Genomic DNA, 14,477 nt, shown 5'->3' on the forward strand with positions numbered 1-14,477 from the left:
CGCGACAGAAGCTACACAGCCAATCAAGCGATTAGGCGCTCCGCGTACTGCCAATTCAGATGCGTAAGGTCCGCGCTTCAAGCAAAACCTTCCGTGCATCGCGCGACGGGCGGCTCATCCAATCACAACTTCTTCAACCCACGCGCAATTCGCTCCACCGCCTGTTCCAGCCGCGGCAGGCTCTGCGTGTAGGCAATGCGCACATGCTGATTGGCGCGGTAGTGGCCGAAGTCGATGCCGGGGGTGAACGCAACATGTTCGGTCTCCAGAAAATGCGCACAAAATGCCTGTGCATCATCTGAAAACCCGCTGATGTCTGCATACAAATAAAACGCGCCTTGCGGTTCGACCGCGATATCGAAACCCAACGCACGCAAGGCCGGCAATAAGTAGTCACGACGCTGCTGGAACTCGGCACGGCGCGCTTCGAAAATGGCGATGCTCTCGGGCGTGAAGCAGGCCAGCGCGGCGTGCTGGGCAATCGTGGAAGCGCTGATGTACAGATTCTGCGCGAGCTTTTCCAGTTCCGGCACCGCGTCGGGTGGTGCGATTAGCCAGCCCAGGCGCCAGCCGGTCATGCCGAAGTATTTGGAAAAGCTGTTCAGGACAAACGCGCTGTCGTCCACTTCCAGCACGCTGTGCGCGTCCAGGCCGTAGCTCAGGCCGTGGTAGATCTCGTCCACCACCAGATGGCCGCCGCGCGCATGTAGCGTCTGCGCCAGCGCAGCCAGTTGCGAGGGAAAGAGCACGCTGCCGGTGGGGTTTGCTGGCGAGGCCACCAAGGCGCCCACGCTATCGGCGTTCCAACAGGTTTCCACCAACGCAGGGGTCAATTGATAGTCGGTGTTCGGGCCGACCGCCACCAGTTGTGCGGCGCCTTCGACCAAGCGCAAAAAGTGCCGGTTGCAAGGGTATCCCGGGTCGGCGAGCAGCCAATGCTTACCCGGATCCACCAGCAGGCTGCTGGCCAGCAGCAACGCGCCCGAACCGCCCGGTGTGACCAGGATCCGCTCCGGATCGACGTTGCATGCGTAGCGCTGCGCATAGAAACCGGCAATCGCCTCGCGCAGTGCCGGCAACCCACGTGCGGCGGTGTAGCGGGTGTTGCCGGCCGCCAAGGCGGCCTGGCCGGCGGCGACAATCGGCGCTGCGGTGGTGAAGTCGGGCTCGCCGATCTCCAGGTGAATCACATCGTGGCCGGCTTGTTCGAGCGCATTGGCGCGGGCCAGCAGCGACATCACATGAAAGGGAGCGATGTCCTGGCTGCGGCGGCTATAGCCGGATGCATGCGGGAGTCTGGAATCCATCGTTTCGATGATAGACCAGCATGACCTAGGACACATGACGCCCGACAACAGGCTCTCCCACACTCAAGTGCTGGGATGGCATTGCGTTCATCCGACGGACCCCAATCTGATGAAGTAAGCCCTCACTCTGATCGCCAGCCTGATGACCATATCTACCGCCTTCGCCGCCCTTCCTTCGCCACCAGACGTTGCCAAGCACCCACACGTGGTCAAGGCGCCATTTGGCGCGACCCGCAACGACGACTATTACTGGTTGCGCGACGACAAGCGCGAAGACAAGGCGATGCTGGCCTATCTCAACGCCGAGAATGCCTACACCGACAAGGTGATGGCGCCACTGAAGCCGTTGGAAGAGACGCTGTATACCGAGATCGTCGGGCGTATCAAACAGGACGACGCCAGCGTGCCGTATCGTGAGCGCGGTTATTGGTATTACACGCGGTTCGAAACCGGCAAGGATTATCCGATCCAGGCGCGCCGCAAGGGCAGCATGGATGCGCCGGAAGAGATCCTGCTAGATGTCAACCAGATGGCGCAAGGCAAGGGCTATTTCAGTGTTGGCGATGCCGCGGTGAGCCAGGACAACCACATCCTTGCCTGGGCTGACGATGTTGTCGGCCGCCGTCAATACACCATCCGCTTCAAGAATCTGGACACTGGCGAACTCTATCCGGACACCGTGGAAGGTGTGTCGGCCAACGTGGTCTGGGCGGACGATAACAAGACGCTGTTCTATGTCGAAAACGACCCGGAAACGCTGCTCACCGTGCGTGTGAAAAAGCATGTGCTCGGCACACCGTCCAAGGACGATGTATTGGTTTACGAAGAGAAGGACGACAGCTTCTACATGAGCCTCGGCCGCACCCGCGACGACAAATACATCACCATTGAGGTTGAAAGCACGGTTTCTTCGGAAACGCGCTATGCGCTGGCCGCCAAGCCGGATACCTTCAAGGTGCTGGCCAAGCGCGAGCGCGATGTGGAATACCACGCCGAGCATTTCGATGGCCGCTGGGTGATCCGCACCAATGCCGATAACGCCAGGAACTTCAAGCTGGTCACCGCACCCACCGATGCGACCACGCGCAAGCAGTGGACCGATTGGGTGGCGCACGACGACAGCGTCTACATCGAAAACTTCGAGTTGTTCGATGGGTTCACCGCCATCGAAGAACGTTCCGGCGGGTTGGAGCGCGTGCGCCTGCTCAAGCGCGATGGCAGCCATGAGTACGTCAGGGCAGATGAACCAGCTTACTCGATGGGGTTGTCGGTCAACTCCGAGCCGGATACCGCCTGGCTGCGTTACAGCTACACCTCGTTGACCACGCCGGCGACCACCTACGAGCTCAATACGCAGACCGGCGAGCGCAAATTACTCAAGCAGCAACCGGTGATCGGCTACGACGCCAGCAAGTACGTGACCGAACGCGTGTGGGTGACTGCGCGCGACGGCGTCAAGGTGCCGGTGTCGCTGGTCTACAAAAAGGGCTTCAAGAAGGACGGCAGCGCAGCGTTGTTCCAGTACGCGTATGGCAGCTACGGCATGTCGATGGACCCGGCGTTCAATCTGCCGGCAATCAGCCTGCTGGACCGCGGCGTGGTGTATGCGATCGCGCATATCCGCGGCGGCCAGGAAATGGGCCGGCAGTGGTACGACGACGGCAAACTGCTGCACAAGAAGAACACCTTCAACGACTTCATCGATGTCACCCGCGGCCTGGTCGCACAGGGCTACGCGGCCAAGGACCGCGTCGCTGCGTCCGGTGGTAGCGCAGGCGGCTTGTTGATGGGCGCAGTGGCCAATATGGCCCCGCAGGACTATCGGGTGATGGTGGCGCAGGTGCCGTTTGTCGATGTGGTCACCACCATGCTCGACGCCAGTATTCCGCTCACCACCAATGAGTACGACGAGTGGGGCAACCCGGAAACCAAGGACTATTACGACTACATGCTGTCGTACTCGCCGTACGACAACGTACGCAAGCAGGCGTACCCGGCGCTGTACGTGGGCACTGGATTGTGGGATTCGCAGGTGCAGTACTGGGAACCGGCCAAGTGGGTGGCCAAGTTGCGCGATGACAATACGGGTACCCAGCCGATCGTGTTCCGCACCAATATGGAAGCCGGGCATGGCGGCAAATCCGGCCGGTTCCGGCGCTATCGCGAGCTGGCCGAATCGTATGCGTTCGTGCTGGATCAGTTGGGTGTGAAGTAGCTGGAGGGCTGGGATTGGGGAGTCGGGATTTGGGATTGGTTATAGCGGATGGCTGGGGCCTGGGAGCTCGCCGCTCGTTGGGACGAGAGCGACTAGCATCTCGTCCATCTTCCGCTCCATGTCTGGCTTTTCCTTAATCGGTTGACTGCGTTCATTGCGTCGCCCTAGAGCGAGCCGAGCACCGCAGGCCGGTGTCGCTGCCAATGGTGTGTGTTTCTGACCGCAGCGAGGCTGGGCGCCATGCCACATCTGACCCCAGTGCTGCATGGCTGCCCGCTGTGCACAGCGTCCCTCCTGCGGCGGTCACAATTGCCGGCGCAGGGCCGACTCACCAAACCTCATCGCTGGCCGTATCATCTGCGCATGACGCGACCGACTCGATTCCGCTGGGCCTGGTGGTTGCTGGCCTACGCCAGCCTGGCGACCGGCATTATCGGGATCTTCGTTCCCGGTCTGCCGACCACGGTCTTCATCCTGATCTCGGCCTGGGCCGCCTCACACGGTTCCGAGCGCCTGCATCACTGGCTGCTGTCGCATCCGCGCTTCGGCCCGGCGATCGTGGAATGGCAGACCTATCGTGCGGTCAGCCGCAGGGCCAAGTGGATGGCGACGCTGACCATGGCGCTCTGCGCTGCGATCATGCTGTGGTGCGTGCCGGTGTTCTGGGCCAAGTGCCTGTCAATTGCCAGCATGGCGGTGGTGGCGATCTGGCTGTGGCTGCGCCCCGAACCGCCGCCGCGCACGCTACCTGGTGCGCACTGAACATTGCAAATGCGCGAAGCGCACGGCCGTAACCGTGTTCTGGCTATACTTCGGCCCATGAGCATCATGTCCCGACCCTCTGTTCGTCTCGCACTGGTTGGTGCGACCTTTGTCCTGCTTGCCGCCTGCGGCAACAAGGGCCCGCTGGTCATGCCGCAGAAGCCGGTGCCGGTAGAAGCCCAGCCGGTGCCGCAGCCGCAGCCCGCGGATGAGTCCACGCCGGCGCCCGTGGACAACAGCAGCCAGCCTGCACCCACCACAGACCAGCCCGCTAGCAGCGGCAATGAGCGCTGACGGTCGCAGCGGGCGTCTGCGTTTCACCAAAATGCATGGCGCCGGCAATGATTTCGTAGTGCTGGACCTGCGCGACGGCACGCCGCCGCCAGATGCCGCTCTGGCAGCGCAGTTGGCCGACCGCCACTTCGGGGTGGGCTGCGATCAGATTCTGACCATCGAAGCGCCGCGCAGCGAAGGCGCCGTGGCGGCCTATGGCATCTGGAATTGCGATGGCTCCGCCGCGCGCCAATGCGGCAACGGTGCGCGCTGTGTCGCCGCGTGGCTGGTGCGCGATGGCACCGCCCAGGGCGAGCATTTCATCATCGATAGTCCGGTCACCGCGCATGCGGTCGAGCACCTTGACGGCGACCGCTATGCGGTGGCGATGGGCATACCGCAGTTCGAGCCCACACAGATTCCGCTGGCCGGGTTTGCGCATGCACGCGACGAATATGCGCTGCCGGTGCACGGCGAGACCGTGCGTTTTGGCGCAGTGTCGATGGGCAACCCGCATGCGGTGATCGAAGTCGGTCGCGTGGATGCGGCACCGGTCGAGCGCGTCGGCACATTGCTGCAGCAGAACGCTGCGTTTCCCAATTCGGTCAACGTGGGTTTTGTGCAGGTGGTCGACCCTGCACATGTGCGTCTGCGCGTGTTCGAGCGCGGCGTTGGCGAAACGCTGGCCTGCGGCAGCGGCGCCTGTGCGGCTGCGGTGGTGCTGATGCAGCGCGGCCGCGTCGAGCGCGACGTGCGGGTGTCCTTGCCAGGTGGCGAGCTACGCATTCGTTGGCCCGGCGACCACGAGCAAGTGGTCATGTCCGGCCCGGCGGTGTTCGTCTTCGATGGAGAATGGAACGGATGAGCGAGAACACGGACAAATTCGGCGCACACGAAGTGGCCACCTGGCTGCGACGTCACCCGACCTTCCTCAAGCAGTTCCCAGATCTGGCGGTGAGCTTGCTGGTGCCGCGTGACGACGGCCCCACCGCTTCGTTGGCGACCTACCAACTCGAAGTGCTGCGCGACAAGAACCGCGAACTATCGCGGCGCCTGCATGAGCTGGGCAGCAATGCGCAGGAAAACGAGCGGCTGGCAGTGCGCACGCACCAACTCACGCTGGCGCTGATGCGCCAGACCAGCGCGGCCGACACGCTCAAGGCGATGGCAGCCTCGCTGGCGGAAGATTTCAATGGTGAACTGGTGCGGCTGGTGTTGCTCAAGCCGGTTGATGCGCTGGACGCCGATTGGCTGCAGATCATCGCAACCGATGATGCACGGCTGGCTCCGTTTCGCGATTGCCTGAGCGATGGCGAGCCCATTTGCGGCCGCTTGCAAGCCGACAAACACGCGCTGCTTTATGGTGCCCAGGCCAGCGACGTGCAATCCACCGCGCTGTTGCCGCTGCCGGGTATCGGCCTGATCGCGGTGGGGAGCAGCGACGCCAACCGGTTCTATCCCGGCATGGGTACGCTGTTCCTGCGCATGATGGGCGAATCGCTGAGCGTGGCATTGCAACGCTTCGACGTGTGATGCTGGCTGTAGCGCACCTCGCGGTTGGCGACACGTTGCCGATAGTGGCATTGCGTTGGCAGCGGGGAGTATGAGGTGGTGGCGGCTGTTGAAGAATTTCTGCAACTGCAAGGCGCAAGGTCTGCATGCATGTTGCTGGGCGATCTGCGCAAGCGGATGACGGCATCCACACCGTGGTATCGCGCGCGCTGACATGTCATCGGTCGACGAATTCCTGAGCTATCTGCAGGTCGAGCGGCAGGTCTCGGCACATACGCTGGACGCGTATCGGCGCGACCTTGCCGCGTTGGTCGCCTGGACGGCCGAGCACAACACCGAAGACGGCGCGCAGCAAACTGCCACGCCACTCGACACTGCGCAGCTCGATAGCGCGCACTTGCGGCAATTCGTTGCAGCCGAGCATCGACGCGGCCTCTCGCCCAAAAGTCTGCAGCGCCGTTTGTCGGCATGTCGCAGTTACTACGCCTGGTTGCTCAAGCATGGCCGCATCGCATCCAGTCCGGCGGCGGCGATGCGTGCACCCAAGTCGCCGCGCAAGTTGCCGCAGGTGCTGGATGCCGACGAAGCGGTGCGTCTGGTAGAAGTGCCGACCGATGCGCCACTGGGCCTGCGCGATCGCGCGCTGCTGGAATTGTTCTATTCGTCCGGACTGCGTCTGAGCGAGTTATGCGCGTTGCGCTGGCGCGATTTGGACCTGGACAGCGGCTTGGTGATGGTGCTCGGTAAAGGCAGCAAGCAGCGCCTGGTGCCGGTGGGCTCGCACGCGATCGCCGCGTTGCGCGAGTGGCTGCGCGACAGTGGCGCAAGCGCGGACACGCACGTCTTCCCAGGGCGTGCGGGCGGTGCGATTTCGCAACGCGCGGTGCAGATCCGCATCAAGCAACTGGCTCTGCGCCAGGGCATGTTCAAGGACGTGCATCCGCATATGTTGCGCCACAGTTTCGCCAGCCATATCCTGGAATCGTCCGGCGACCTGCGCGGCGTGCAGGAGTTGCTGGGTCACTCGGATATCGCCACCACACAGATTTACACGCATCTGGATTTCCAGCATCTGGCCAAGGTCTACGATGCCGCGCATCCGCGTGCCAAGCGCAAGAAAGCTGCCGAGTAAGCGCTAAGCAGTAAGCAACGATCAGAGATTGGAAGCGTCGCAGTTCCATGCATGATCGAACGTCATAGACGCAGCAGGTGATGCACGTATCCAGCGCAAGTGACGTTTGAGGGGCGCGCTCAAAGCCCCTCTCCCCCGGGGGCGAGAGGACGCTGCTTGCGCGCCATTGGCGCGCGTGCCTTGGAGCGCTCGCGCCACAAGCGCGGGCTGGGGCGCGGAGCGGGGGTGCGTGTGCAAGTACGAGTGCAAGTGCAAGTGCAAGTGCAAGTGCAACTCACGCGTTATCGTGATCTGCTTGTTGCGACCCGCTCGGCCGCACACAACAGCAATTGCTGTCTCGCAAGTGAGTGCGCCGGTCCGGCCTGCGGCGCTTCGCCGCAGCGCGCTTGAACCCTGCAGGGGCGTCCCCACCTTCTTGGAAACCCCCGGAGGATCCATGGACCCTAGCCAGAACCCCAATATCGTTCACGCCACCACCATCATTTCGGTTCGACGTGGTGGGCATGTCGCCGTCGCTGGCGATGGCCAGGTCACTCTTGGCCATACGGTCATGAAGGGCAATGCGCGCAAGGTGCGTCGGCTCGGGCGCGAGGGTCAGGTGCTGGCCGGTTTCGCCGGCGCTGCCGCCGATGCGTTTACCTTGTTCGGGTTGTTCGAAGCCAAGCTCGACAAACACGGCCAGCTGACCCGCGCCGCGGTGGAGCTGGCCAAGGATTGGCGCACCGAGCGCCGCCTGGGCAAGCTCGAAGCGCTGCTGGCCGTAGCCGATAAAGAGACCTCGCTGATCATTAGCGGCACCGGTGATGTCATCGAGCCGGAAGACGGCATCATCGCCATTGGTTCTGGCGGCTCGTACGCCTTGTCGGCCGCACGCGCACTGCTGGCGCACACCGAGCTGGATGCCAGGACCATTGCCACCGAAGCAATCAATATTGCTGGCGATATCTGCATCTATACCAATCGCAATGTGGTGGTTGAAGAGCTGTGATTCGGGATTCGGGATTGGGGATTCGCAAAAGCGCTCCTTTCCCTCCGCCCGGATATCCATCGATCGTTCCTATTCCGCTTTTACGAATCCCAAATCTCTAATGCCTAATATCGGTACCGCCACAATGACTCCGCGCGAAATCGTGCAGGAGCTTGACCGTCATATCGTTGGCCAGCACGACGCCAAGCGTGCGGTTGCCATCGCGCTGCGTAATCGCTGGCGCCGGATGCAGTTGCCGGAAGAGCTGCGCAACGAAGTAATGCCCAAGAACATCCTGATGATTGGCCCCACCGGCGTGGGCAAGACCGAAATCGCGCGGCGTCTGGCCACGCTGGCCAATGCGCCGTTCGTCAAGGTGGAAGCCACGCGCTTTACCGAAGTGGGATACGTCGGTAAGGACGTAGAGCAGATCATTCGCGATCTGGCCGACACCTCGGTCAAGCTGTATCGCGAGCAGGCCAAGGTGCGTGTGCGCAACCAGGCCGAAGAACGCGCCGAAGATCGCATTCTGGATGCGCTGTTGCCGCGTCGTGCAGCCGGTATTGGTTTCGACCCGGAAGCGGCGCGCAACGAACCGTCGTCGCAGGATAACGAAACCCGCATCAAGTTCCGCCGCATGCTGCGCAACGGCGAGTTGGACGAGCGCGAGATCGAACTGGAAGTCGCCGTCAACGCCAGCATGGACATCATGACCCCGCCGGGCATGGAAGAAATGGGCCAGCAATTGCGCCAGATGTTTTCCAATCTGGGCAGCGGCAAGTCGCAGAAGCGCAAGCTCACCATCAAGGCCGCGCGCCCGCTGTTGATTGAAGAAGAAGCCGGCAAGCTGGTCAATGAAGACGATGTGCGCACCGCCGCGATCGAAGCCTGCGAGCAGCACGGTATCGTGTTCATCGATGAGATCGACAAGGTGGCCAAGCGCGGCGAAGCCGGTTCCAATGGTGGCGATGTCAGTCGTGAAGGTGTGCAGCGTGATCTATTGCCGCTGGTGGAAGGGTCCAACGTGTCGACCAAGTACGGCACGGTCAAGACCGACCACATCCTGTTCATTGCATCAGGCGCGTTTCACCTGGCCAAGCCCAGCGATCTGATTCCGGAATTGCAGGGCCGCTTCCCGATCCGCGTGGAATTGACCGCGCTGACCAAGGCAGATTTCGTGCGCATTCTCACCGAGCCCAAGGCTGCCTTGATCAAGCAGTACGAAGCCTTGTTGCAGACCGAAGGCGTGTCTCTCACATTCGCATCTGACGCAGTGGATCGGCTGGCCGAGATTGCAGCACAGGTCAACGAACGCCAGGAAAATATCGGCGCACGTCGCCTGCACACGGTGCTGGAACGTTTGCTCGATGTGTTGAGTTACGAAGCACCGGACCGCGACGGGCAGAGCGTCACTGTCGATGCTGCCTATGTGGACGCGCAGCTGGGTGAGCTGGTGCAGGATCCGGACCTGAGCCGCTATATCCTTTGACAGCGTTGCATGGCAATCCACGAGCGCGATAAAAAAGACCCGCCATTGGCGGGTCTTTTGTTTGCAACAGGCCACGCTGACAAGGCAAACCTTTGTGCGGATCGGCACTGCGACGCGTGCTAAAAAGCAGTGCACACCGCGCAGCGGTACTGCCCGTTATCTGTCACCGCTTACAGCAACGCAAATGCACTAGCGCTGCTCTCAATCCTCGCCAATATCCTCGTTCCACACATCCGAGTTTGCGGAAATATAGCCACCGAGTAGATCGATACATTCCTGGCTTTGCAGATCGATCACGTTGACGCCATGCTCGCGCAGCCAGGCAATGCCGCCCTGGAAGGTGACCGATTCGCCCACCACCACCGTGCCGATGTTGAACTGGCGCACAAGCCCGCTGCAGTACCAGCACGGCGCCAGCGTGGTGACCATGATGGTGTCTTTGTAGCGACGCTGGCGGCCCGCCTTGCGGAACGCGTCGGTCTCGCCATGCACCGACGGGTCGTTTTCTTGCACACGGCGGTTATGGCCGCAGCCAAGCAAGCGCCCGTCGTTGTGATACAGCGCCGCGCCAATCGGGATGCCGCCTTCGGCCAGGCCCTGGCGGGCTTCGGTAATGGCGGTGTCGAGCAGTGCGCGGTAGTCGGGGGTGGTGATCATGCGAACTCCAAAAGGGCCGCGCCGGCAGGGCGCAGCATGTCAAGATGTGGAATGTCATCTTCCAGATACTGCTCAGACGCCGGCGCAAACCCATGCGCCGCGTAGAACGCTTGCAAATGCGCCTGCGCACCAAGCTGGATTGCGCTACCCGGCCACTGCGTCTGTACCAACCGGATGCCTTCGCGCAACAGTGCGTGCGCCAGTCCGGTGCCGCGATGTGCAGCGGCGATGACCACACGGCCGATGCTCGGCTCGGAATAACTCAAGCCTGGCGGTAGCACGCGCAGGTAAGCCGCCAGCTCGCCGTTATCGGCGTTGCCAAGCACATGCAGCACAGCAGGATCGGTGTCTTTGCCGTCCAGTTCCGGGTAGGCGCATTGCTGCTCCACCACGAACACATCCGTGCGCAGGCGCAGCAGCGCATACAACTGCGTGGTGCTCAGCTGCGCAAACCGAAGGTGCTGCCAGTGCAGGGAAGGGATGGCTGTGTTGAGCATCAACACATAATAGCGGCTGCGCCGCGGTTGAGCTGCGAGGCCGCGCCTGTTTTCAGTGTCGCCGCATTGGCCTGTGTCTGCGCCGCAAGCCAAGTGCGGGCGAGGCAACGCCAGCTGCAGCGTTCGCGCCGGCACTGATCGCCCACGCTTGCGTGTCGCTTGTGCTCAGTCGACTGCGCTGTCGGTATCCACGGCCACCACCACCGACATGCCCGGCCGCAACCGCGGTGCCAGCGGCTGGTTGGGGTCGACGCTGATACGCAGCGGAATGCGCTGGGCAATCTTGACGAAGTTGCCGGTGGCGTTATCGGCCGGCAGCACGCTGAATTCCGAGCCGGCAGCCGGCGAGATCTCCTGCACGCGGCCATGCAGGCGTGCGTTGTCCAGCGCGTCCACCGTGAAGCTGGCGCGCTGACCGGTGCGTATCTTCGCCATCTGGGTTTCCTTGAAATTGGCCACGATCCACAGCGTTCCCGGTACCAGCGACATCAGCTGCGTGCCGTTGGTGACGTAGGCGCCCTGGCGCACGCCAAGCTGGCCGAGCTGCCCATCGCGCGGGGCCAGGATGCGCGTGTTGTCCAGGTTGATCTGCGCCAGCTGCACGGCGGCTTGCGCGTTGGCAACAGCGGCCTCCAATGCGGCGCGGTTGACGGTGACGCTGCGTGCGTTTTCTTCGGCGGCCTGTACCGCGGCGCGTGCCTGGGCCACGCCGGCATCAGCCTGCGCGCGTGCGGCGAATGCGGTGTCGCGGTCCTGCTCGGACACCAGTTGCTGGCTGGCCAGCTGCTGCGTGCGTGCATAGGCCGAACGGGTGCGGTCGCGTTGTGCCTGGTTGCTGCTCAGCGCCGCGCGCTGCTCGGCAATGGTCGCCTCGGCACTATGCCGTTGTTGCTCCCAGTTGGCGAGATTGGCCTGCGCGGTCTGCACCTGCGCCTTGGCCTGTTCGAGTTGCTGGGCGTAGATGCGGCCGTCGATTTTGGCCAGCAACTGGCCGCGTTTCACGTGCGCAAAATCCTGCACGGGCACTTCGGTGACATAGCCGCTGACCTGCGGCGCAATCACCGTGATCTGCCCATGCACCAGCGCATTTTCGGTACGTTCGATCGCACTCACGAACGGTGGCAGTCGCCATGCATACAGCACCAGCGCCACGCCGATCAGCGCAAGCCCGCCGAAGCCAATGACGCCGGCGATGCGGCGACGCCGGCGACGTTGCTGGCTTGCAGGTGGTGAAGAATCCGCTGGTGTATTCATGGGCGCACAGTGGGAACAGGAGGAGAGGGCGAGACGGGTGGGCGTAGATAGCGGCGCCACACCAGCACGGACAGGATCCACACGCCGGTGGCAATGGCGATGCAGCCGATCAGCAGAAACACATCGTTGTAAGCCAGCACATTGGCTTCGCGCGTGGCCACCGTGCCCAGCGTGCGTACGCCCTGGGCCTGCCGCAGTGCCGGATCACCGATGCTGCGGCCATACAGGCTTGCATAGGCCTGCACGCGCGCGGCTACCTGCGGGTCGGTGAGCACCAGATGTTCCACCAACTGGCTGGAGTGATATTTCTCGCGCACCACCTGCACGGTGCCGAGCAGCGCACTGCCGAGCAGGCCGCCCATGTTCTGCGCCATGCCGAACAGCACGATGAAACTGATCAGATTGCCCGGCTGCGCGATCACCCGGCCAATCCCGGCCACCATCGCCGGGCCGATGAAGAACGTACTGCCGAACGCGAGCAGGAACTGGCTCACATACATCTGCTCGGGGCGGGTGAGGCTGGTGGCATCGGCATCCATGAAGCTGCCGACGCAGATGGCTGCGACCGCGATGATCAGATGCTCGGTCACCCGCGCCGGGTTGATCAGCCAGGCACTGGCCGCCACGCCCGCCACCGCGCCCAGCAGCATCAGCGCAAATAAGGTCTGCAACTGGGTGTTGGCCAGGCCCAGGGTCTGGAAGAAGCCGATCGCCCCGGTGCTTTGTTCGGACAGCACCAGCCGGATCAGCAAAATCGCCAGGCCCAGCCGCAGCATGTCTGCACTGGCCAGCCAGCGCGTGTTGATCATCGGGTTGCGGCGGTGAACAGGCTGAAGGTGAGGAAATCCAGCGGCTCGAACACGCGATAACGGTCGCTCGGCGGCAATTTGAGCGCCAGCACGCAGGCTAGCGCGAACACCGCCAGCCCGCATTCAAACAGGTACAGGCCTCGCCATTCGCCAAATTCCAACAGGTCGGTAGAAAACACCCGTGCCAACGGCAAGGCCAGCTGGGTTATGCCCAGACCCAGCACCACCGCCTTGAGCCGGTATTTGGTGGGAAATGCCTGCATCACGTAGTACAGGCCCAGCGAGCTGAGCGCCGCGCCCACCAGCCCATGCGCGGCACGCACGGTGATCGCCGAGCTCAGGCTGTGCACGAACAGGTGCGCAAGGGCGATGAGCGCATACAGCGCCAGGAAGATCTCGGTGAAGCGACGCAGCCCGAATTGCTGGCGGAACTTCACCAGCAACAGGTTGGCCGACATGTTGGTCATCACATAGGCGGCCGGCAGCCAGGCCATTTCGGTGGCGTAGGCGCCCAGGGTGCCTTGCAGATAGGTCAGGTTGGCGGTGACCAGCGCGTTGCTGAGCCCGCCGGTGAGCGCCACCACTACGCCCACCAGCCCGTACTGAATACGCCGCCGGGTGGTGTGTAGCGGCGTGGAGGCCGACCCCGGCAGGGTGGGCTTCTCGTGGGGCTGCCAGTCGCGCTGGACGTACTTGTCGCGCACTGAAATGCTCGCAGGGCCGGTCGCAGATGACATGCGATTGTGGTCCGGTTGCGGTCATGGTGGCGTCAGCAGTGCGATAATCCGCCCATGAGCGAATCCCCTTATACCTCCGGTACTACCCATTTCGGCTTTCGCGATGTCGCTGCCAAGGACAAGCAGAAGCTGGTCGGTGAAGTGTTCACCTCGGTCGCGCGCAACTACGACCTGATGAACGATCTGATGAGTCTGGGCGTGCACCGCGCATGGAAACGCTACTTCGTAGCGACCGCGCAGGTGAAGCCGGGCGACCGCGTGCTGGACCTGGCCGGCGGCACCGGCGACATTGCCGTGCTGCTCAAGGAGCGCGTAGGTAATGAGGGCGCCGTAGTGCTGGGCGATATCAACGCCGGCATGCTCTCGGTGGGCCGCGACCGGCTGACCAACCGCGGGCTGGTGTCCGGCTTCGATTACGTGCAATGCAACGCCGAAGCGCTGCCGTTTCCGGACCAGAGTTTCGATCTGGTGACCATTTCCTTCGGCCTGCGCAACGTCACCGACAAAGACGCCGCATTGCGCGAGATGTATCGCGTGTTGAAGGTGGGCGGCCAGGCGCGTGTGCTGGAATTTTCCGAAGTTACCGCCGATTGGTTCAAGCCGATCTACGACTTCCACTCGTTCAAGATCCTGCCCAAGCTGGGCCAGTTGTTCGCCCGCGATGCCGACAGCTACCAGTACCTGGCCGAAAGCATTCGCAAGCATCCGCCGCAGGAATCGCTGAAGGGCATGATGGGCGAGGCCGGGTTTGCGCGCTGCCACTTCAAGAATCTCACCGGCGGCATCGTGGCGATCCACTCCGGCTACAAGATCTAGGCAAGTCGTTTCAGCGCTTTAGAACAGCTAACAAAAACGACCGCCAAGCG

The 14,477-nt window shown here is 62.7% G+C and carries 13 protein-coding genes and 1 pseudogene; 9 read left to right on the forward strand and 5 right to left on the reverse strand.

The window, feature by feature from the left end; translation table 11 throughout:
* Positions 1 to 122: 122 nt before the first annotated feature.
* Positions 123 to 1,307 carry a pyridoxal phosphate-dependent aminotransferase gene (locus tag KWO_RS03300; protein WP_010368298.1) on the reverse strand — a complete coding sequence of 395 codons (1,185 nt, stop codon included), beginning with the start codon at positions 1,305 to 1,307 and terminating at the stop codon, positions 123 to 125.
* A gap of 142 nt (positions 1,308 to 1,449) precedes the next feature.
* On the opposite strand from KWO_RS03300, the gene KWO_RS03310 reads away from it, so the two are divergent.
* The 8 genes from KWO_RS03310 (at position 1,450) to hslU (ending at position 9,657) form a co-directional block, all read left to right on the forward strand.
* The gene (locus KWO_RS03310; RefSeq protein WP_026113139.1) at positions 1,450 to 3,522 is read left to right on the forward strand and encodes a S9 family peptidase; all 2,073 of its coding nucleotides are present in this window, start codon (positions 1,450 to 1,452) and stop codon (positions 3,520 to 3,522) included.
* A 363-nt stretch (positions 3,523 to 3,885) separates the two neighbouring features.
* Positions 3,886 to 4,284: a YbaN family protein gene (locus tag KWO_RS03315; RefSeq protein ID WP_017112916.1), complete on the forward strand. Its 399-nt coding sequence runs from the start codon at positions 3,886 to 3,888 to the stop codon at positions 4,282 to 4,284.
* Positions 4,285 to 4,341: 57 nt separating this feature from the next.
* The gene (gene lptM, locus KWO_RS03320) at positions 4,342 to 4,578 is read left to right on the forward strand and encodes an LPS translocon maturation chaperone LptM (RefSeq protein ID WP_010368295.1); all 237 of its coding nucleotides are present in this window, start codon (positions 4,342 to 4,344) and stop codon (positions 4,576 to 4,578) included.
* Positions 4,568 to 5,422, forward strand: coding sequence for a diaminopimelate epimerase (gene dapF, locus KWO_RS03325; protein WP_010376019.1), 855 nt, complete (start codon positions 4,568 to 4,570; stop codon positions 5,420 to 5,422). Before lptM ends, dapF begins: the two co-directional genes overlap by 11 nt.
* Entirely contained in the window at positions 5,419 to 6,090 is a 672-nt protein-coding gene (locus tag KWO_RS03330; RefSeq protein ID WP_010376017.1) for a DUF484 family protein, read from the forward strand. The genes dapF and KWO_RS03330 overlap by 4 nt, the downstream gene beginning before the upstream one ends.
* Positions 6,091 to 6,283: 193 nt before the next feature.
* On the forward strand, positions 6,284 to 7,201 hold the full coding sequence (xerC, locus tag KWO_RS03335) for a tyrosine recombinase XerC (protein ID WP_010376015.1): 918 nt from the start codon (positions 6,284 to 6,286) through the stop codon (positions 7,199 to 7,201).
* A 436-nt stretch (positions 7,202 to 7,637) separates the two neighbouring features.
* Positions 7,638 to 8,189 carry an ATP-dependent protease subunit HslV gene (hslV, locus tag KWO_RS03345; protein WP_010376013.1) on the forward strand — a complete coding sequence of 184 codons (552 nt, stop codon included), beginning with the start codon at positions 7,638 to 7,640 and terminating at the stop codon, positions 8,187 to 8,189.
* A gap of 100 nt (positions 8,190 to 8,289) precedes the next feature.
* On the forward strand, positions 8,290 to 9,657 hold the full coding sequence (gene hslU / locus KWO_RS03350; RefSeq protein WP_017112915.1) for an ATP-dependent protease ATPase subunit HslU: 1,368 nt from the start codon (positions 8,290 to 8,292) through the stop codon (positions 9,655 to 9,657).
* Positions 9,658 to 9,858: 201 nt separating this feature from the next.
* Here the strand turns inward: hslU and KWO_RS03355 are convergent, their stop codons facing one another.
* The 4 genes and pseudogenes from KWO_RS03355 to KWO_RS03370 all read right to left on the reverse strand — a co-directional run bounded on the left by KWO_RS03355 (position 9,859) and on the right by KWO_RS03370 (position 13,578).
* Positions 9,859 to 10,314: a nucleoside deaminase gene (locus KWO_RS03355; protein ID WP_010368285.1), complete on the reverse strand. Its 456-nt coding sequence runs from the start codon at positions 10,312 to 10,314 to the stop codon at positions 9,859 to 9,861.
* Positions 10,311 to 10,811 carry a GNAT family N-acetyltransferase gene (locus tag KWO_RS03360; RefSeq protein WP_017112914.1) on the reverse strand — a complete coding sequence of 167 codons (501 nt, stop codon included), beginning with the start codon at positions 10,809 to 10,811 and terminating at the stop codon, positions 10,311 to 10,313. Before KWO_RS03360 ends, KWO_RS03355 begins: the two co-directional genes overlap by 4 nt.
* Positions 10,812 to 10,976: 165 nt before the next feature.
* Complete coding sequence (locus KWO_RS03365; protein WP_010376008.1) at positions 10,977 to 12,065, reverse strand: HlyD family secretion protein; 1,089 nt, start codon at positions 12,063 to 12,065, stop codon at positions 10,977 to 10,979.
* Positions 12,062 to 13,578: pseudogene (locus tag KWO_RS03370) on the reverse strand (MFS transporter). The gene KWO_RS03365 and the pseudogene KWO_RS03370 overlap by 4 nt, the downstream one beginning before the upstream one ends.
* Positions 13,579 to 13,665: 87 nt before the next feature.
* Here KWO_RS03370 and ubiE point away from each other — a divergent pair.
* Positions 13,666 to 14,427 carry a bifunctional demethylmenaquinone methyltransferase/2-methoxy-6-polyprenyl-1,4-benzoquinol methylase UbiE gene (ubiE, locus tag KWO_RS03375; protein ID WP_010368281.1) on the forward strand — a complete coding sequence of 254 codons (762 nt, stop codon included), beginning with the start codon at positions 13,666 to 13,668 and terminating at the stop codon, positions 14,425 to 14,427.
* The last annotated feature ends 50 nt before the right edge of the window (positions 14,428 to 14,477 follow it).

It is taken from the genome of Xanthomonas vasicola pv. musacearum NCPPB 4379, from assembly GCF_000277895.2.
Classification (GTDB): domain Bacteria; phylum Pseudomonadota; class Gammaproteobacteria; order Xanthomonadales; family Xanthomonadaceae; genus Xanthomonas; species Xanthomonas vasicola.